General features: G+C 67.5%; 17 protein-coding genes. 4 read left to right on the top strand and 13 right to left on the bottom strand.

Translation table 11 applies throughout. From position 1 onward, the window contains the following. Positions 1–594: 594 nt before the first annotated feature. Positions 595–1530, bottom strand: a complete 936-nt coding sequence (locus V3B48_RS14590; RefSeq protein ID WP_032128257.1) for a 2-oxoglutarate and iron-dependent oxygenase domain-containing protein — start codon at positions 1528–1530, stop codon at positions 595–597. Positions 1531–1725: 195 nt separating this feature from the next. Between V3B48_RS14590 and V3B48_RS14585 the strand changes: the two genes are divergently transcribed. The 3 genes from V3B48_RS14585 to V3B48_RS14575 are packed head-to-tail and all read left to right on the top strand — an operon-like array spanning position 1726 to position 5628. Further along, positions 1726–3612 (top strand): DUF3413 domain-containing protein, encoded by a 1887-nt coding sequence (locus V3B48_RS14585; protein ID WP_329893979.1) that lies wholly within the window; start codon positions 1726–1728, stop codon positions 3610–3612. 20 nt (positions 3613–3632) lie between these two features. Next, entirely contained in the window at positions 3633–4778 is a 1146-nt protein-coding gene (locus V3B48_RS14580; protein ID WP_329893978.1) for a glycosyltransferase family 4 protein, read from the top strand. Continuing rightward, positions 4771–5628 (top strand): polysaccharide deacetylase family protein, encoded by an 858-nt coding sequence (locus tag V3B48_RS14575; protein ID WP_032128254.1) that lies wholly within the window; start codon positions 4771–4773, stop codon positions 5626–5628. Before V3B48_RS14580 ends, V3B48_RS14575 begins: the two co-directional genes overlap by 8 nt. A gap of 81 nt (positions 5629–5709) precedes the next feature. Here V3B48_RS14575 and glmM read toward each other — a convergent pair whose 3' ends face one another. The 5 genes from glmM to trpB form a co-directional block, all read right to left on the bottom strand. After that, a complete protein-coding gene (gene glmM, locus V3B48_RS14570) occupies positions 5710–7071 on the bottom strand; it encodes a phosphoglucosamine mutase (protein ID WP_032128253.1) in 1362 nt (453 codons plus the stop codon). Next, positions 7071–7946: an acetyl-CoA carboxylase, carboxyltransferase subunit beta gene (gene accD / locus V3B48_RS14565; protein ID WP_005410473.1), complete on the bottom strand. Its 876-nt coding sequence runs from the start codon at positions 7944–7946 to the stop codon at positions 7071–7073. Before accD ends, glmM begins: the two co-directional genes overlap by 1 nt. Positions 7947–8165: 219 nt before the next feature. After that, the gene (gene trpA, locus V3B48_RS14560; protein WP_329893977.1) at positions 8166–8975 is read right to left on the bottom strand and encodes a tryptophan synthase subunit alpha; all 810 of its coding nucleotides are present in this window, start codon (positions 8973–8975) and stop codon (positions 8166–8168) included. Position 8976: 1 nt separating this feature from the next. Then, positions 8977–9654, bottom strand: coding sequence for a hypothetical protein (locus tag V3B48_RS14555; protein WP_032128251.1), 678 nt, complete (start codon positions 9652–9654; stop codon positions 8977–8979). Then, positions 9651–10868: a tryptophan synthase subunit beta gene (trpB, locus tag V3B48_RS14550; protein WP_014647880.1), complete on the bottom strand. Its 1218-nt coding sequence runs from the start codon at positions 10866–10868 to the stop codon at positions 9651–9653. The genes V3B48_RS14555 and trpB overlap by 4 nt, the downstream gene beginning before the upstream one ends. A 97-nt stretch (positions 10869–10965) precedes the next feature. On the opposite strand from trpB, the gene V3B48_RS14545 reads away from it, so the two are divergent. Continuing rightward, entirely contained in the window at positions 10966–11853 is an 888-nt protein-coding gene (locus V3B48_RS14545; protein WP_032128249.1) for a LysR family transcriptional regulator, read from the top strand. A 48-nt stretch (positions 11854–11901) separates the two neighbouring features. Here V3B48_RS14545 and V3B48_RS14540 read toward each other — a convergent pair whose 3' ends face one another. The 7 genes from V3B48_RS14540 to V3B48_RS14510 form a co-directional block, all read right to left on the bottom strand. Further along, entirely contained in the window at positions 11902–13758 is a 1857-nt protein-coding gene (locus V3B48_RS14540) for a peptidoglycan-binding protein (protein WP_329893976.1), read from the bottom strand. Positions 13759–13806: 48 nt separating this feature from the next. Beyond that, positions 13807–14496 carry a hypothetical protein gene (locus tag V3B48_RS14535; protein WP_329893975.1) on the bottom strand — a complete coding sequence of 230 codons (690 nt, stop codon included), beginning with the start codon at positions 14494–14496 and terminating at the stop codon, positions 13807–13809. A 253-nt stretch (positions 14497–14749) separates the two neighbouring features. After that, a complete protein-coding gene (locus tag V3B48_RS14530; protein ID WP_019660598.1) occupies positions 14750–15406 on the bottom strand; it encodes a phosphoribosylanthranilate isomerase in 657 nt (218 codons plus the stop codon). Next, positions 15403–16173: a tRNA pseudouridine(38-40) synthase TruA gene (gene truA, locus V3B48_RS14525; RefSeq protein ID WP_049398724.1), complete on the bottom strand. Its 771-nt coding sequence runs from the start codon at positions 16171–16173 to the stop codon at positions 15403–15405. The genes V3B48_RS14530 and truA overlap by 4 nt, the downstream gene beginning before the upstream one ends. Positions 16174–16205: 32 nt before the next feature. Then, positions 16206–16568: a VOC family protein gene (locus V3B48_RS14520; RefSeq protein WP_032128247.1), complete on the bottom strand. Its 363-nt coding sequence runs from the start codon at positions 16566–16568 to the stop codon at positions 16206–16208. 26 nt (positions 16569–16594) lie between these two features. Then, a complete protein-coding gene (locus V3B48_RS14515) occupies positions 16595–18649 on the bottom strand; it encodes a FimV/HubP family polar landmark protein (RefSeq protein WP_329893974.1) in 2055 nt (684 codons plus the stop codon). A gap of 148 nt (positions 18650–18797) precedes the next feature. After that, positions 18798–19826 (bottom strand): aspartate-semialdehyde dehydrogenase, encoded by a 1029-nt coding sequence (locus V3B48_RS14510; protein WP_012511725.1) that lies wholly within the window; start codon positions 19824–19826, stop codon positions 18798–18800. Positions 19827–19868: the final 42 nt, after the last annotated feature.

Below are 19868 nucleotides of genomic sequence, written 5' to 3'. Positions count from 1 at the left end.
CCAGCCGCTGGCGGCTGTGCGTTCTGGCGCTTGCGAAGCAGTGCTTCGCAAGCAAAGCGCCCTCACCCCTGTAAGCTCGGTCGCCGCTTGCTCGTGGGCGCCGTCCTGCACACACGAGCAAGACCCGGGTTGGGCGTCCTGCCCAACGCGCCCGAGGCATGCCTCGGGCCCATGCGGCTCACGCCCCTGCGCAGCCCCACCCGCCCGGCCTCTGACACATTCCGGCGGTTCCGCCCGCCACGGAAAGAAATAAGAAGATCAAAAGCAAAAGCGGCAGTGCGGATAGCTGCCCGCACCCATGGCGTGGATCTACCGTGTCGACCAAGGTCGACACCTACCGGAAATCGCGATTTACCCACCGTCACCGGGAAACTGTCGAAGGCGGGGAGGTGTCGGATGGCGGGGTGTCCGCGGCATGGATGCCGCGGCCAAGCCCCCAGGACGGGTTCACGGCGTCCCCGCCATCCGACACCTCCCCGCCTCCCCACGGAACATCCCAGAGCCGCTTTGGCTTTGGCTTTGGCTTTGGCCTCTGCGGGTGCAGGGCGGAGCCCTACAAAGAAAAAGGCCGCCTTTCGGCGGCCTCACTTCTCATTACTTCAGCTTGATCTCGCGCAGGCGTTCCTCGAGGAAGCCGTGGGCGGTGATCGCCTCCGGGTACCGGCTCGGGTTCTCCGGGGTGATGCAGGACGGCAGCACGTCGATCAGATAGTCCGGGTTCGGATGCAGGAAGAACGGCACCGAGTAGCGCGGCTGGCGCGCCAGCTCACCCGGGGGGTTGACCACGCGGTGGATGGTCGACGGATACACGTGGTTGGTCAGGCGCTGCAGCATGTCGCCGATGTTGACCACGATGGTGTCCGCGTCCGAGGTGAACGGCACCCACTCGCCCTCGTGCGACTGCACTTCCAGGCCCGCGGCGCTGGCGCCGACCAGCAGGGTGATGAAGTTGATGTCGCCATGCGCGCCGGCGCGCACGTTCGGGATGTCGTCGGTGGTGATCGGCGGATAGTGGATCGGGCGCAGGATCGAGTTGCCGAAGTTGGTCTTGTCGGCGAAGAAGTCTTCCGGCAGGCCGATGTGCAGGGCCAGCGCCGACAGTACGCGCGAACCCAGGTTGTCCAGCGCCTGGTACAGGCCGTAACCGCGCTCGCGGAAGCCCTCGACCTCGGTCGGCCACAGGTTCGGCGCCATCACGTCGCGGTACTTGGAGTCGTCGGCGATCTCGCGACCGATGTGCCAGAACTCCTTCAGGTCGAAATGCTTGGAGCCCTTGGCGGTCTCCACGCCGAACGGGGTGTAGCCGCGGGCGCCGCCACTGCCGGCCACGTGGTACTTGCGCTTGACCTCCTCCGGCAGGGCGAAGAAGGCCTTGAAGGCATCGTAGGCCGCGTCGATGTCGGCCTGCGGGATGCCGTGGTTGCGGATGCCCGCGAATCCCCATTGGCGGTAGGCCGCGCCCAGCTCGGCCACGAAGGCCTCGCGGTCGCTGTCGAAACGGGTGATGTCGAGGGTGGGGATCTGGCTCACAGCGGTTCCTGGCTTGTCGTTGGGTCTGGAAGGGCCAGCGCATTCATGGCCCACCTGAACATTGTGACAGATCGCCCGGGGGACGCCACTCGATACGAAGAAACAAACCGATACAATGCGCAACCCGCGCGCGGATTAACGATTCCGTCACAACCGGGACTCCCGCCCCTGCTCCACCTGCCGCCTCCGTCCTTCATGCGCCCTGCTGCTCCTTCTGCCAACACCTCCCTGCCCTCCGGCCCGGCACGTCACTGGCGCCGATTGGCCTGGTGGTCGCTGTTCGTGGCCGGCAACGCGCTGCTGGCGATGGCGATCACGCTCGGCAACGTACCGCTGGCCGACAACCCCGGTGGCGCAATCGGCCTGGTTTACCTGTCCGTCGCTCTGCCGGGGCATCTGCTCGCCTTCGGTGCCCTCGCAGGCCTGCTGCCGCTGCTGCTGGGCCTGTGGCAGCGCAGCGCGCGCACGCTGAGCATCAGCGCCGTGCTGCTGCAGGGCCTGTGGCTGTGCCTGCTGCTGGTTGATGCGAAGGTTTTCACTCTGTACCGGTTCCACCTCAATGCCATGGTGGTGAACATGGTGTTCGGCGGCGCGCTGCAGGACCAGGTCGCGTTGTCCTGGAAAACCTGGCTGCAGGCCGGACTGCTGGTCGCCGCCATCTTCGCCGCCGAAGGCCTGCTGGCCTGGGCATGCTGGAAGCTGTTGCCCGCCCTGCCCCGCCGCCGCCGGGTCCTGCAGGCCTGGGCGGTGGTCGCTCTGCTGATGGGGGGGGGCCAGGTCGCCACCGCCTACTACGATGCCCGCGGCGACCGTGACGTCATCGCGCAGTGGAACTACCTGCCCTGGGCGCAGCCGATCACCGCCAAGAGCTTCATGCGCAAACTGGGCGTTGTCAGCGAACAGCAGGCTGGCCTGCCTGACCCGCGCCATGCGCAGCTGCTGTATCCGCTGCAGCCCCTGCGCTGCCAGAACCCACATCGGCCGAATGTGCTGATGGTGGTGCTGGAGTCGCTGCGCCAGGACGCCATGACGCCGCAGCTGATGCCCAATACGACGGCACTGGCACAGGCTTCGCGCGTGTACGACCAGCATTTCAGCACCGGCAATGCCACCCGCTACGGCCTGTTCGGCCTGCTCTACGGCCTGCCCGGCGGCTACTGGCAAAGCATGCTGGACGAACAGCGCGGCTCGCAGCTGTTCCAGGTGCTGGGCCAGCAGGGCTACGACCTGCACCTGTACGGCAGCGCGCCGCTGTACAGCCCGGAGTTCGACCGCACCGCCTTCGCCGACGTACGCGACCAGCTGCACCAGGGCCCCTCCGCCCTGACGCCCGACAAGCGTGACGCAGCCATCGTCACCGCGCTGCAGAACGACATCCGCACCAGCCAGGCCGCGCAGCACCCGTGGTTCGGCTTCGTGTTCCTCGACTCCACCCACGCCGGCTACCACCTGCCCGCCAGCTACCCGCCGGTGGCCACGCCGATGGCCAAGGAGATCGACTTCCTGTCCTTCGGTCCGGACCACGACCCGACGCCGGAGCTCAACCGCTACCGCACCGCCGTGCACTACGCCGACAGCCTGATCGGCTCGCTGCTGGACGACCTTCGCGCACAAGGCCTGGCCGAGAACACCATCGTGCTGGTCACCGGTGACCATGCCGAAGAGTTCAACGACCTCAAGCTGAACTACTGGGGCCACAACGGCAACTTCTCCGACTACCAGCTGCAGGTGCCGTTCGTGCTGCACTGGCCAGGCCAGGCCAGCGGCCATGAGATGCGCACCAGTTCGCATGAGGACTGGGTGCCGACGTTGATGCGCCACGCACTGGGCTGCGAGAACGCACTGAGCGACTTCAGTACTGGCCAGGACCTGCTGGCCGCGCCCACCACCAGCGAACGTGCGCTGGTGGTGGAGAGCTGGTCGCAGCGCGCGGTACGCCATGGCGATGCCATCTACGTGTTCGACAAGTTCGGCAACGCCACCGCGCTCGACCGGCACTACCGTCCGCTGCCGCAGCAGGCGCCGGACGCCGCCGCCATCCGCTCCGCATGGGAAGCGCTGACCCGCTTCCGCAACCGCTGAACTTCAAGGACCGATCCTGCATGAACCGTCCGCTGCGCATCCTGCATACCGAAGCCGCCAAGGGAATGGGCGGGCAGGAGATCTACATCTTCCGGCACATGCAGGTGATGCGCGCGCGTGGCCATGAAGTGTCGTTGCTGTGCCAGCCCGATGCGCGCCTGGCCACACTGGCACGCGACGACGGTTTCACCGTGCATACGCTGCGCATGGGAGGCCTGGCGCGCCTGCTGCGCGGCGTGTGGTCGGTATCGCGACTGGTGCGTCGCGAACGCTACGACGTGGTAAACACCACCAGCCGCCGCGATGCGCTGATCGCCGCCGCCGGTGCACGCCTGGGCGGCACGCCGCTGGTGGTGCGCTCGCGCCACCTGATGAGCCCGGTCAATTCGCTGCTGACCTATACCGGGCTTCCGCACCGGGTTTTGACCGTCAGCAGTTTCGTCAAGCAACTGCTGGCCGACCGTGGCATTCCGGCCGAGCGCATCGGCATCGTGCCGCCGATTGCGGTTCCGCCGCGCTGGAGCGAAATCCGCAAGGCCGATCCCTGGCAGTGCCTGCAGGACGCGCGCGCGCAGGTGCGTGCCGAGCTCGGTTTCGGCGAACAGGACATCGTGGTCGGCTGCGTGGCGGTACTGCGCGAGCCCAAGGGCCATGCCGACCTGCTGCAGGCGATGATCCCGCTGTGCAAGGCCAACCCGGACCTGCACCTGGCGATCGTCGGTGATGGCCAGGCCGTGACGGAACGACTGCAGGCGATGTGCGCCGAGCACGGCCTGCAGCGCCAAGTGCACCTGCTCGGCTACCGCGATGGAGCCTGCCGGCTGATGGCCGGCTTCGACATCTTCGCGCTGGCCTCGCACAAGGAAGCGGCCGGCACCGTGTTCCTGGAAGCGGCTTATGTGGGCGTACCGATCGTAGCCACGCGGGTGGGTGGCGTGCCGGAGATGGTGGTCGATGGCAGCAATGCGATCCTCACCCGTTTGGGAGACAATGCCGCCCTGACAGGTGCCTTGCGCCTGCTGGTGGACGACCCGGAACGGCGGCGGCAGATGGGCCGCGCTGGCTGGGACTGGATGCACGGCGCACACCGCTTCACGCCGGACGGCCACGGTGAAGCCACCGAACACTACTACCACCAGTGGCTGAAGGAGCTGGGACATGGCTGATGCGCGAACCGTTCCGGTGCTGATGCACCACCATGTCAGCCCTTCGCCGGGCATGATCACCGTGTCGCCGGAAAACTTCGAAAGCCAGATCGCGTGGCTGGCAGGCAATGGCTGGACCTCACTGACGCTGGACCAGTACGCCGGCTTCCTGGCCGGCAAGCCGGTGCCGCGCAAGTCGATCGTCATCACCTTCGACGATGGCTACCTGGACAACTGGGTGTATGCCCATCCGATCCTGCAGAAGTACGGCATGCATGCCGTGGTGTTCGTGGTCACCGGCTGGATGGGCGAAGGCCCGGAACGTCCGCATGCCGGCATTGCCGGAGCGACGCTGCCGTCGACGCCGGACCATCGCGGCTGCGAAGCGGCGATCTACGAGCAGGACCGCAGTGACGATGTGATGATGCGCTGGAGCGAAGCACGTGCGGCCATCGCCGCCGGCACCTTCGAAGTGCATTGCCACACCCATACCCACACCCGCTGGTTGCGCCGTGACGATCTGGACCGTGCGCAGCGCCGTGCAGGCCTGAGCCGGGATCTGGCGATCTCGCGCGAAGTCCTGCAGGACAAGCTTGGCGACGTGTCCGATACCTTGTGCTGGCCGTACGGTGATTTCGACCAGGATCACATCGAAGTGGCGCGCGAGCAGGGCTTCCGCTACCTGCACACCACCCACCCGTTCGGCCGCAACGTGATCGGTGGCGACCCGGAACGCATCTATCGTTTCGCGATCCGCAACCGCCCGGCCAACTGGCTGCGCAAGCGCATCCGCCTGAGTTACAACCCGCTGATCGCGCCGCTGTTCAATGGGTTCAAGGCACGCCAGAAGAAGATGGTGCCGGGGCCCTGAGCACGCCATCCTCCCGGGCCGCCGCAAAAGAAAACGCCCCGGAATTCCGGGGCGCTTTCTTTGTACGGATGTGCAGTCGCCTCAGCTGGCGGCTTCACGCACCGCAGCGGACAAGCGGTCCAGCGTCTGCTGCATCAGCGTAGCGTCATCGGCTTCCACGGTGACCCGAACCACCGGCTCGGTACCGGACGGCCGCAGGAACGCGCGGCCACGGCCGGCTACGGCCTGCTGCGCCACAGCCAGCGCGGACTGCACGCTTTCAGACTGCACCGTGGCCTTGGCCGAGACATTGCCCAGACGCACGTTGACGGTCTTCTGCGGCACCCGCACCAGGCCCTTCAGCGCCTGGCGCAGGGTCTGCCCACTGTTGCGCAGCGCGACCAGCACCTGCAGAGCGCTGACGATGCCATCACCGGTGGTGGCCCGGTCCAGGCACAGCAGATGGCCCGACGCTTCCCCACCGAGTACACCGCCGCCTTCGACCAATGCCTGGTGCACGTAGCGGTCACCAACGTTGCTGCGCACGAACGGGATCTGCAGATCGGCGAAAGCTTTCTCCACGCCGTAGTTGCTCATCAGCGTGCCGACCACCGGGCCGCGCAGGCGGCCTTCGTCCTTCCAGGCGCGGGCCAGGATGTACAGCAGGTCGTCACCGTCGACCGGGTTGCCCTGGTCGTCGGCCATCAGCACACGGTCGCCATCACCATCGAACGCGATGCCGAGATCGGCACGGGTCTCGCGGACTTTGGCCGCCAGGTTGTCGATATGGGTGGAACCCACACCGGCGTTGATGTTGACGCCGTTGGGCTCGGCACCGATGCCGATCACCTCGGCCCCCAGTTCGCGGAACAGCAGCGGTGCGATCTGGTAGGTGGCGCCGTGTGCGCAATCCAGCACCAGGCGCACGCCACGCAGGTCGAACGCGCGCGGCACGCTGGCCTTGCAGAACTCGATGTAGCGGCCGACCGCTTCACGCGCACGCGATGCCTTGCCCAGCTTCTCCGATTCGGCGGTGGTGAACGGAACGTCCAGCGCCGCTTCCAGGGCAAGTTCGGTGGCATCGTCGAGCTTCTCGCCCTGGGCCGAGAAGAACTTGATGCCGTTGTCGTAATGCGGGTTGTGCGAGGCGCTGATGACGATGCCGGCGTCCACGCCCAGCGTGCGGGTCAGGAACGCCACCGCCGGGGTCGGCATCGGCCCCAGCAGCTGTACGTCGGCGCCGGCGGCGACCAGGCCGGCTTCCAGTGCCGCTTCGAACATGTAACCGGAAATGCGGGTGTCCTTGCCGATCACCACGATCGGCCGGCGCCCATCCTGGCCGCGCTGGGCAACCAGGACACGGCCCAGGGCATTGCCCAGGCGCAGCACGAAGTCGGCCGAGATCACGCCCTGGCCGACCCGCCCACGGATGCCATCAGTACCGAAGTACTTGCGGCCTCCCATCACGCCACCTCCGGCGCCGGCTGACGGCCCAGCATTGCCAGCAGATCGGACAGGCGGTCGCGCATTTCGCGGCGGTCGCAGATCTGGTCGATGGCACCGTGCTCCAACAGGAACTCCGAGCGCTGGAAGCCTTCCGGCAGCTTCTCGCGCACGGTCTGCTCGATCACGCGCGGGCCGGCGAAGCCGATCAGCGCCTGCGGTTCGGCGATGTTGATGTCGCCCAGCATCGCGAACGAGGCCGACACACCACCGGTGGTCGGGTGGGTCAGCACCGAGATGTACGGCAGGCCCGCTTCACGCAGCTTGCCCAGCGCGGCCGAGGTCTTGGCCATCTGCATCAGCGAGAACAGGCCTTCCTGCATGCGCGCACCGCCACTCTGCGAGAAGCACACGTACGGGGCGCCGATCTCGACCGCGGTTTCGGCGGCCAGCGCGAAACGCTCACCCACCACCGAGCCCATCGAGCCACCCATGAAGGCGAAGTCGAACGACGAGGCCACCAGCGCACGGCCCTTGAGCAGGCCGCGCATGGCGATCAGCGCGTCGTACTCGCCGGTGTTCTTCTGCGCGATCTTGATGCGCTCGCTGTACTTCTTCTGGTCCTTGAACTTGAGCAGGTCGGTCGGGCCCAGGCGCGCACCGATCTCGGTGGTGCTGTCGGCGTCGAACAGGGCGGCCAGGCGCGCACGTGCGCGGATCGCCATGTGGTGGCCGCACTTCGGGCAGACCTCCAGGTTCTCTTCCAGTTCCGGACGGTACAACGCGCTGCCGCAGTTGCTGCACTTTTCCCACAGGCCCTCGGGGACACTGCGCTTCTTGCTGGGGGTGTTGTCGGTGCGGATGCCGGACGGCATCAACTTGCTGAGCCAACTCATGCGGGAGGACACTTCCGTTCAGGGCGGCCCAAGGGCCGCAAAGGCGGACAGTCTAGCTCCGCTTTCCCCGCCCGTGCACCCCCTTGCCGGACACGGGGCCGCCGGAAAAAACCATGCTGGGACGTACGTTTAGCGCGGCAACGCCGTGCGGGTAGCGCCGCGCCATGCCCGGCGGATACCCTTGCGCCCCGCACCGCCGGGCATGGCCCGGCGCTACCGTTACTGGTCCAGCGCCTGCCGCAGCGGAGCCAGGAAGGTTCGAGCGCGCTGCGCGGCCTCCTCAGCCGAGCCCGCTTCGGCCAGCGCCGCCACCAGCGCGCTGCCGACCACCACGCCGTCGGCCTGGCGGGCCATCGCCGCAGCACTGTCGGCATCCTTGATGCCGAAGCCGGCCACCACCGGCACCGAAGCGCGCGCGCGCAGGGCCTGCAGGCGGGCACTGGCGGCATCGCTGTCCAGGCGCTCGGACGCGCCGGTGACACCGGCAAAGCTGACGTAATAGAGATAACCACGGGCCAGCGCCAGCAGCTTGTCGGCACGCGCCTCGCTGGTGGTCGGCGACGCCAGCAGGACCAGCGCCAGGCCGGCTGCGTCGAACGCCTGCTGGGCCTCGCCCGCTTCTTCCGGTGGCAGGTCGACCAGCAGCACGCCGTCCACGCCGGCGTCCACGGCGGCCTTGGCGAAGGCCGCGTAACCATGGATCTCCACCGGGTTCAGGTAGCCCATCAGCACCACCGGCGTCTGAGCGTCACGCTCGCGGAACTGCGCCACGGCCTGCAGCACATAGCGGCTGCCGGCCCCCCGCGCCAGCGCGCGCTCGGAGCTGCGCTGGATGGTCGGGCCATCGGCCATCGGGTCGGAGAACGGCACGCCCAGTTCGATCACGTCGGCGCCGGCATCGACCAGCGCGTGCATGACCGGCACGGTGGCTTCCAGCGAGGGATCACCGGCGGTGATGAAGGGAATCAGCGCCTTGCGCTGCTGCTCGCGCAGTCGCTGGAAACAGGCATCGAGTCGGGAAACAGGCATATCAGGCACATCCTTCAATCAGTTCAATCGCATCGCTGGTCCCCCAGTACATCTGGATGACCCTCCCTTCAAACAGTTCTACGCGGATGCCAAGGGCCGAGCCCGGGTCCTGCCAGGTGAGGTACTCGCCCTGGTCACCGTCGTAGGCATGCGGGCTGGATACCGGCGGCTTCGGGAACTGGGCCATGGCCTGGGCGCGGGTCATGCCGACACGCAGGCCGAACGGCCCGGGCTGCTGGGTCGGCGCCCCGCTCTCCGGATCCAGGCCGAGATCGAAACGGACGACGCGATCTTCATCGGTCATCATCGACACGCCGGGCGGCAGCCCCTTGCCGTCGTAGTACTCGCAACTGCCGCCGATGGCTTCGACCGCCCCTTGCGCGGTCCACGGCCCGAGTGCCTTCAGATCGGTCATATGCTGGCCGATCAGCACCTCGCCGGCATGGTCCAGCGCCACCGAGGCCACCGCGGGCGCGTCATCGCTGTCCTTATCTTCCACAGACGGCGGATCGTCGATCGGCGTACGCGCCATCGGGTCAAGATCATCGTTGGCGGCCTGCTGCACAGGCTGCGTGGTGGCCTTGGCGGCCGGTGCCAGCACCGGCGGCTCCGGCGGCTGGCACGCAGCCAAGCCCAGTGCCAGCAGCAGCACGCCACTGTTCCGCAGCCGCGCGCTCACAGCACCAGCCCTTCGCGCGCGGCAATGGTGTGCACGTCCTTGTCGCCACGGCCGGATAGATTGCAGAGGACGATCTGGTCACGCGGTCGCTCACGCGCCAGCTTGATCGCCTGTGCCAGCGCATGGCTGGATTCCAGCGCCGGCAGAATGCCTTCGGTGTGCGCCAGCAGGTGGAAGGCCTGCAGCGCTTCCTCGTCGGTGATGCCGAGGTAACGTGCGCGGCCGGTATCGGCCAGGAACGCGTGCTCCGGCCCGACACCCGGGTAGTCCAGGCCGGCTGATACCGAGTGGGTCTCGATGATCTGGCCGTCGTCGTCGCACAGCACATAGGTGCGGTTGCCGTGCAGCACGCCCGGCCGACCCGCCGCGATCGATGCAGCGTGGCGCCCGGTGCTGATGCCATCACCGGCAGCTTCGGCGCCGACGATCTCGACCTGGCGATCATTGAGGAAGGCATGGAACAGGCCGATGGCATTGCTGCCGCCGCCGACGCAGGCGGTGATCGCATCCGGCAGGCGGCCGTACTCGGCCAGCATCTGCTCGCGTGCTTCGCGGCCGACGATGGCGTTGAAATCGCGCACCATGCGCGGGTACGGATCCGGGCCGGCCACGGTGCCGATGATGTAGAAGGTGTCCTGCACGTTGGTCACCCAATCGCGCATCGCTTCGTTGAGCGCGTCCTTCAGGGTGGCCGAGCCGGAGGTGACCGGCACCACCGTCGCACCGAGCAGCTTCATTCGGTAGACGTTGATCTTCTGCCGCTCGATGTCGGTGGCGCCCATGTACACCACGCATTCCAGGCCCAAGCGCGCGGCAACGGTGGCACTGGCCACGCCATGCTGCCCGGCACCGGTCTCGGCGATGATGCGCTTCTTGCCCATCCGCGCGGCCAGCAGCGCCTGGCCGATGGTGTTGTTGATCTTGTGCGCACCGGTGTGGTTCAGGTCCTCGCGCTTGAGCAGGATCTGCGCACCGCCGACATGATCGCTCAGGCGCTGGGCGTGATAGATCGGGCTCGGCCGGCCCACGTAATGGGCCAGGTCGCGGTCGTAAGCGGCCTGGAATGCCGGGTCCTGGCGAGCCTGGTCATAGGCCTGGGCCAGTTCCTGCAGCGGGCCGACCAGGGTTTCGGCAACGAAGCTGCCGCCGTAGCGGCCGAAGTGGCCCTGGGCATCCGGGAAGGCGTGGTAGTCGGCAATGGGGGAGGCAGACATGGAAGCGACCGCTGGTTCGAGACAGGTGGATACTCTAGCGCACGGGTCGTGACCGGAAAATGGATATTATCTGGCGCATATCGTCAGGAAATCTCACATGAGTCGTTCCCTGCTGCCTCCCCTCAATGCGCTGCGTGCGTTCGAGGCCACCGCCCGTCTGGGCGGGGTTGGGCGCGCCGCGCAGGACCTGCATGTCACCCACGGCGCGGTCAGCCGGCAACTGAAGCTGCTGGAGGATCATCTCGGCCTGGCATTGTTCCAGCGTGCCGGCCGCGGGCTGCGCCTGACCGCTGCGGGCACGCGACTGCAGGCCGCGTGCAGCGAGGCGTTCAGCGGCATCGAAGACTGCGTGCGCGAGCTGCGCCGGCCGACGGCGGCCCCAGCACTGGTGCTGGGCTGCAGCGGCAGCGTACTGGCGCGCTGGATGATCCCGCGCCTGCCCGTGCTGCAGGCCGCCCTGCCCGGCGTGCGCCTGCAGTGGTCGGCGCTGGATGGCAGTTTCACCGAAGCACAGGCGGCGCTGGATGCCGTGCTGCTGCTGGCGCAGGGGCCGTGGCCACGGGGCTGGCAGGTGCGTGAGCTGGCGCCGGAACGGGTCGGCGTGGTGGTGGCACCCTCGCATCCGGCCGCGCAGCGCCTGCGGCAGGTACCGCCCTCGGCGCTGCTGCAGGAAACGCTGCTGCACACCAGCTCACGGCCGCAGGCGTGGCCGGCGTGGGCGCAGGCGCACGATCTGGACACCGCGAAGCTGCAGCTGGGCACCGCTTTCGAACATCTGTACTACCTGCTGGAAGCAGCCGTGGCCGGGCTGGGCCCGGCGATCGCACCGGAGCCACTGGTGGCCGAAGATCTGGCAGCAGGCCGGCTGGTCGCACCGTGGGGGTTTACCGCCACCGGCGGCTTCTGGGTGCTGGCGCGGCCGGATGGCCCGGCCGATGCACGGGTGGACGCCCTGGCCGACTGGGCAGCAGCGCAACTGCAATGAGACGAGGCCCCGGGCGGCGTTCACCGCCCGGAGCCGGCAACACAGGCCTCAGCGACCGCCCATCGCGACCCGCTGCTGCTCCTCATGCACCTGCTGCTGGTGCGAAGGATCTGCCAGCAGCTTGGCACTGGTCTGCTCCAGCGACGGCGGCGCATGGGCCAGGTCCACCGCGGTGCGGAAGCCCGGCGTCGTGCCCATCACGAACGCCTTGCCATCCTGCACCGTGATGCTCTGCAGCTTGTCGGCCGCGTCGATTCCGTTCTGCTTTGCATGCAGGGTGATATTGGCGGCAGCCTCTTCGGAAAACACGCTGGGAAGCTTGCTGCGGACGGCGTTGTGCAGTGCGTGGTCCGGATGCGATGCATCGTTCAGCGACGGCCCCTTCGGTACAGCCGCTGCAGGTTCATGGCCCTGCGCACGGCCCGCCGCCAGCGCGGCAGCGGTCTGGCGACCGACAATTCCATCGGCCACCAGCCCCTGCTGTTTCTGCAGCGCGATCACCGCTTCGCGGGTGTGATCACCAAAACGACCATCCTCTGACAACCGATGGCCCTGCGCATCACGCACACCGAGCTGGTTGAGAGTCTGCTGCAACGCCTGCACGTCGGCGCCACGCTGCCCCTGCTTCATCACCTCGCTGGCGGCCGCGTGTGATGCAGCCGGCTGCACGGTGGCGGTTGGCCGGGACAGCGCAGGTTCGCCATTGCCGTGCAGCGGCGCGCGCACCTGGAATTCCGGCTTCGGTGTCAGCGCACCAACGATGCGGGTGCTTCCGCCATCCCAGTACCCGCCCGGCCGGATGGTGACTTCGGCCGGCCCGGTGCTTCCCTGTGAACCGATGAACTGGATGTTTCCCTGCGCGTCGTAGCCTTTGAAAATGCCGACATGCTGGCCCTGCGACGAGGAGAACATCAGGATGTCGCCCTGCTTCAGCGTTCCGTTCGGTTTGCGTGCTTCGGCAGCCGAGGTCACATCGAAATGCTCGCGTGCGTAAGCCGTGGTGTTCGCACCATTGAACAGCGTCGACGTAGTGAACCCCGCAGCGTTCTCGCCCCGCACGTCGTAACCCGCGTTCTTCAGGCCGCGCCATACGAACGCCGAGCAATCCACGCCGAAGCGTCCGTCACCATCGAGGTCACGCTCCAGCCGGCTGCTGTCGCGACCCGGGCGCGGATGGTCCGGGCGCCCGTATTCGTACTGGCGGCCTGAGGCCATGAAATGCTGATAGGCCTCGTTGTAGAGCGCGGCACTGCCGACTGCAGCCGCGGCCTGGCCCGCAGCGGGCGCCGCCGCCGAAGGCGTCTGTACCTGCGGTTGGGTCTGGGTCTGCACGGGCGCAGCCGCCGCTGTGCGCGTAGGAGGCTGCTGCGTGGCAACCTCACCCGGCTGCCAGCCCTCGAAACGGCGGATGCCGTCGGCCAGCACTTCACGCTCGCGCACGCTCATCTGGCCGACGGTCTTCGAGCGCAGGTCGACACCCTGGCGATCGCCTTCGGCATAGATGGTGGCCGCCTGCTCCTTGTGGTGGGTGGTGCCGCTGTAATCCTTGGTGGAGTAGCTCGGCAGCATTTCCTCCACGGTCTTGTCGCCGAACCGGCGTTCGAGCAGCTGGATCTTCGCCACCCGGCCGGCTTCATAGCTTTCGAAAACCGCGTTGCCCCATTGGTCAAGATCGACCACGCCCTTGTAGCGCCCCTGCGCCGATTCCAGCGCCTGCTCGCGGGTACGCGGATTGGTTACCGTCTTGTCCGCGCTGCCGGCGAATTCAAACTTGAGGTTGCCAGGATTGTTGTTGCGCCACGAGACGCTGCCGCCTGATCGTTCGACGACACTGCCATCGTCCATTTCCAGCGTGCGCGTGGTACCTACGCTGCTGACCAGCCGGGTGATTTTTGGATCCGACATGAGCTGTTCCTTTGCCAGTGGTTGATTGGACCGCTCCCCTGGCGGTGATTACATTCCGTTGGAAAACACGTCGAGCACGTCCGCACTGACCCAGCCCTGTGCGCAGTTCCCGGCGTAACGTCCCGGCGCCGTCGCATGGCAGGCCTCGCCCCCCGTGGTCGCCAGGCCAGTGATCGGCCTGTCGCCATAGGTGTCACACAACGTGTTGCCCTTGCACTTGCCGACCGTCGCAGCGGGAACCGCAACGACGTAATAGAACAGCGGATTCTGTCCGGTGCGCCCGATGCCCTGCACGCAGACCAGCTGCCCCTTCGACAGCTTCGCGGTCACGCTGGCCGTGCTGCCGGTGGATGGCACCGCACTCAACGTCTCCACGCCCTTGGCATCGGCTACGCCAGCGAAGAAACCCTGGTCGCCACAGTCCGGCGACAGTTCGACATCGTAGAAATCACCGCTGTCCACATCGCCCGCCGTGCAGCCGCTGCCTGTACTGGCGTTGCTGCATTTCACGCCACTGGCCTGGATCAGCGCAGCCAGGCCGTCGGCTGCCGGTGCTGCCGCCGGAACCGTGGCCGGTGCTGTGGCAGGTGCATCTGCCGGTGCGGCAGCGGCCGGTGCCGATGCGGTCGGGGCGGATGAGTCACCGGCCGCACACGCGCCCAAGGCAAGCAGCAGGCTGGGCACGAGCGTCAGGCGGGCCAGGCGGATACGGCGGGAAGAGAGATGGGGCATATCCATTGCGTCCTCGTTCGAAAGGTAAGGCGTATCTCAGGGGCGCGGCCAGCGACACGCACGCGGCATCGCACCCAGCCAAGACAGGCTGGGCGCATTGTGTCCGATCAGATGTTCGGGGGGTGTCGACTTTTTGGCGCTGGAACCTGAATTACCCGAAAGCGTGATACTCATCGCATTCAGGATTCGCCCGCCTTCACGGCACGGCGGAATGCACCGTCGACGATGACATTCCGGGTGACCCCTCAGGTGACGCGGATCACTCCAGAACGGTGCAATCCGCGCGACGCACTTCTTCGACGAAGGTGCGCATTTTGTAGCCGTCCTTGATGCCCGGCTCCAGCTCGATGCCGCTGGAGACGTCCACGCCCCACGGCAGCGTCGCCAGCACAGCATCGTAGACGTTCTCAGGGTTCAGGCCACCGGCCAGCAGGAACGGCCGGTGCAACCCGGTCGGAACGCGGCCCCAGTCGAACGCCACGCCGGTGCCGCCACCGCCACCCGGGGCGTGGCTGTCGAACAGGAAGCCGGCAGCGCTGGGGTAGCGCAGCTGCAGGGTGCGGGCGTTGACCTCTTCACGGCCGCCCATGGCGATCGCCTTCAGGTACGGCATGTTGAAGCTGCGGCAGAAGCTTTCGTCTTCCTCACCATGGAACTGCAGCAGGGTCGGACGTACCGTACGCAGCACCTCGCGCACTTCCTCCTTGCTGTTGTTGCGGAACAGCGCCACCACGTCGACCATCGGCGCGATCGCCTGGCGCATCGCGCGGGCCTCAGCCGGTGCAACCCGGCGGCTGCTCTCGCGGGCAAAGATGAAACCCACTGCGTCCACGCCCAGCTCACCGGCCAGGCGGACGTCGCCGGCACGGGTCATTCCACAGAACTTGATGCGCGTACGGTAGTAGGAACGGCTCATAGCGTGACCTCGGCGGGCAGATGCCAGTTGTCGGGGTACAGGGGCCCAAGGAACACCAGGCCCTGCGGCGGTGCGGTGGGACCAGCTACGGTGCGGTCGCGCCCGGCCAGCAGTTCGGCGATCCATTCCACCGGTTTTTCGCCGCTGCCCACCAGGATCAACGATCCGACGATATTGCGGACCATGTGATGAAGAAATGCATTGCCACGTACTGCGACTTCGATCACTTCGCCATGACGGCTGACCTGCAGCGACTGCAGTTCACGCCGCGCATGCAGCGCCTGGCACTGCACCGAACGGAACGCGCTGAAGTCGTTCTCACCAAGCAATGCCTGGCCGGCGGCATGCATCAGGGTCTCGTCCAGCGCACGGCGCTCCCAGCTCAGGGTCTGCCGGTCCAGCGCCGGCCGTACCTCGCGGTTGAGCAGCCGATAGCGATAGCGGCGCGCACGCGCGGAGAAGCGGGCGTGGAAATCATCGGCTACCGGCACGCACCAGCGCACCGCGATCGAGCGCGGCAGGCGGGTGGTGGTGCCGAGCATCCAGGCGCGCGGATCGCGCACCACGTCGGTATCGAAATGCACGACCTGGCACTGGCCATGCACGCCGGCATCGGTGCGGCCGGCGCAGACCACCTGCAGCGGCGCATCAGCCACCGATGACAGGGCCTGCTCGAGGCTGGCCTGCACGCTGGGACCACCCTCGCCCAGGTTCTGCCAGCCCCTGAAATCGCTGCCGTCGTACTCGACGCCAAGCGCATAACGCATGTGCTACCTCGATGTTGCGGATGGGGCGGCGCTCAGGCCGGATCGCGTTCGGACCAGACCGCCAGTTCGTTGCCACCGGGCTCGACGAACTGGAAGCGGCTGCCACCGGGGAAGGAAAACACCGCGCGCACGATCTCGCCGCCGGCGTCGCGCACGGCGGCCTCGACCGGTGCCAGTGCGTCGGCATACAGCACCAGCAGCGGTGCACCGCTGTCGCTGGCCCGCTGCGGCTGGCCACGGAAGAAGCCGCCCTGCAGGCGGCCATCGTCGAACGCCGTGTAGTCGCTGCCGTAGTCGACGAACGACCAGCCGAACACCTTCTCGAAGAAGGCACGGCTGGCAGCCGGGTCGCTGGACGCGAATTCAACGTAGTCGATGCGGCGTTCGCGGCTCATGGCAAGGTCCTTGTCGGCAGATTCGGTCACGGCAGGCGGGCCAGCAGTTCGCGGGCCTGGGCCTGGCTGTGCAGGTCACCGCCTTCGGCGACTTCCAGCAACAGCGTGCGCGCCGTCTGCGCGTCGCCCAGATCGAGGTAGGCAATGGCCAGTTCCAGGCGCTCCTGGCCGGCACGTGGCGACCAGCCGGCGTCGCCGGCAGGCGCGGCCGCGCTCGACGCGATGTCGTCGGAATGAGAGGCCTCGATGCTGCCATGGTCGATGCCGTCGATGGCTTCGGGATGAGCGGCATCCGCCGGCGCCTCGTTGTCATGCGCGTCGGCCGGCAGATCGAACACGCCGCGGAACTGCGGCTGCTGTTCGGCATGCAGTGCGTAGTCCGGCACCGCCACTTCGGCCGGCGCCTGCGGTACAACGCGTTCGTCCTGCAGCGGCACGGCGACGACAGCCTCGTCGGCGGTGGTTGCGGAATCGTCCCAGCGCGGCAGATCGGTCACCGCTTCGGGCAAGGCCACCGCGTCCTCGTCGCGCAGCGTGTCGGCCTGCCAGTCGGCCCGTACCGCGCGCTCGGCGACAGGTTCGGCGACCACTACGTCGTGCACTTCGGTTTCGGTCGCCCAGTCGGGCATCGCCGGTTCCTGGCGGCCATTGCCGGCAACAGCCGATGACCACGAGGACTGCTCGGCCAGCGTATCCAGCGCCGCACCCGCCGGCACCGCTGCGGCCAGGCCGGCGGCATCGTCTTCCTCACGCAGCGGCGGCAGCGGCGACGGCTTGCGACGACGCAGCAGCCAGGCGGCGCCCGCCGCCAGCAGCAGCACCGGCAGCCCCAGCCAGTACCACGGCGTTGCCGCATCGCGGGCATCCGGTGCCTGCGCCAGGCGCTGCTGCGCGGCGGCCAGGTCGTTGTCCTTCATCGCGATCAGCGACTGCTGCTGTTCCTTGAGCTTTTCCAGGTCGGCCACGCGCTGCTTCAGCTCGCCGATCTCGGCATCGCGGGTGGCGATGTCCTCACGCGCCTGGCGCAGTTGTTCGTTGCCCAGCATGTCACCCTCGCTGCCGGCAGCGGTGCCGGTGGTTGTGCCCGCGTGCGCGGCGTCGGACGCCAGCGCCGGAGCGATCTCAAGTCGTGCCCCATTGGCCGCAGCCGGGGAAGAAGCGTTCGTGGCTGCCGCCTTGGCAACCGGTGCGGCCATGCCCACCGGTTGCGGCACGGTACGTGCCTGCCGCCATTGCGCGGCATGCTCGCGCACGAGCGTCGTCGCTTCGGCAGCGTCGACCGCAGCAAGCGCATCACTGCCGGGCATGCGCAGCACCGCACCCTGCTTGAGCAGGTTGACGTTGCCGCGGATGAAGGCTTCGGGATTGGCACGCAGCAGGGCGATCATCGCGCGGTCGCGACTGACCTGGTTGCCACGTGCCACCGCACTGGCGATCTCCGACAGGGTCTGCCCGCGCTGCACGGTGATGCTGCCATCGGCCGCCGGTGCAGCAACTGGCGCGGAGGCCGCACGCGGGCGTGCCGGTGCTGGCGCCACCGCTGGCGGCGGCGGCGTGGGCGTCTCTGCTGCTGGCACCGAAGCCGGTGCAGGTTCGCGCACGATGGTATTGGAGAGCGTACCGGCCGGCGCGACGATTTCCGGCTCGGCCACGGCCAACGCACTGGGCGGCGCATCGACCAGTGCCGAGTACTCACGCACCAGGCGGCCCGCGCCCCAGTCGGCTTCGATCAGGAAGCTGAGCGACGGCGTCTCCACCGGCGCCTGCGAGGTGACGCGCACCACCGCCCTGCCCTGCGTGTCGCGGGTCAGTTCGAACTGCAGTTCACTGACCAGTCCGGTTGGCCGCTGCAGGCCGACACGTTCGAAGGTGACCGGTGAGGCCAGCGCCACGCGCAGGTTTTCCAGTTCGGACGGGTCCGCCGAGACCACCGGGATTTCGGCCAGCAGGGGCTGGCCCGGCTTGGACAGGACCCGGATGTCGCCCAACCCCAGGGCAAGCGCCGAACTGCTGGCCAGGGCGAGCAGTGCGGCGGACAGATAGGTGAGCGGGCGCTTTGCGCCCTTGGCCCGTTTATTCATGGGCGACACTATAAAGCGTGCGGACCGGGGTCCGCACCCACCGATGGGAGACCTTCGGTAGTGCCGGCCGCTGGCCGGCATACACGCACGCCCCCATCACGGCAATACCGGCCAGCGGCCGGCACTACCGGTGAGGCAACCGCTGTGATCAGCGCTGCTCGGCGGCGACCAGCTCGGCCAGCTGCACGGCATTCAACGCCGCGCCCTTGCGCACGTTGTCCGACACGATCCACAGGTTCAGGCCGCGCGGGTGCGACAGGTCCTCACGGATGCGGCCGACGTACACCGCGTCGGTGCCCGACGCATGCGTGACCGGGGTCGGGTAACCACCGGCTTCGTGACGATCGACCACTTCGATGCCCGGCGACTGCTCCAGCAGCGCGCGTGCTTCGGCCACGGTGACCTTATCGCGGGTCTCGATCGCGACCGACTCGGAGTGGCCGTAGAACACCGGCACGCGCACCGCAGTCGGGTTCACCAGGATGCTGTCGTCGCCGAGGATCTTGCGGGTCTCCCAGATCAGCTTCATCTCTTCCTTGGTGAAGCCGTTGTCCTGGAAGTCGTCGATGTGCGGAATCAGGTTGAAGGCGATCTGCACCGGGAAGCGCTGCGGATCGATTTCCTGGAAACTCAGCAGCTGGCCGGTCTGCTTGCCCAGTTCCTCGGTTGCCGAACGGCCACCGCCGGACACCGACTGGTAGGTGGAGACGTTGATGCGCTCGATGCCGTACTTGCGGTGCAGCGGTGCCAACGCCACCAGCATCTGCATGGTCGAGCAGTTCGGGTTGGCGATGATGCCGCGCGGACGGTTGGCGACCTGCTCCGGGTTGACCTCGGACACCACCAGCGGCACGTCATCGTCGTAACGGAAGGCCGAGGAGTTGTCGATCACCACCGCACCCGCTGCGGCGAACTTCGGTGCGTATTCCTTGGACACGCTGCCGCCGGCCGAGAACAGGGCGATCTCGACGCCGCTCGGATCGAAGGTGGCCAGGTCCTGGACCTTGACCTTCTGGCCGTTGAACTCGATCTCGCCGCCGGCCGAACGCTCGGAAGCGAGAACGCTCAGGGTGCCGACCGGGAAATCACGCTCGGCCAGGATCGACAACATGGTCTCGCCGACCGCACCGGTGGCACCGACGACGGCGACGTGGAAACTGCGCTGTGCATTGCTCATGGGGGAAACTCTCACGAAAACGGGGATGGGGAAAAAAACACG

Origin of the sequence: Stenotrophomonas sp. SMYL20 (assembly GCF_036320045.1) — a bacterium.
GTDB lineage: Bacteria > Pseudomonadota > Gammaproteobacteria > Xanthomonadales > Xanthomonadaceae > Stenotrophomonas > Stenotrophomonas maltophilia_A.
This window is presented reverse-complemented; position numbering and strand designations above follow the sequence as displayed.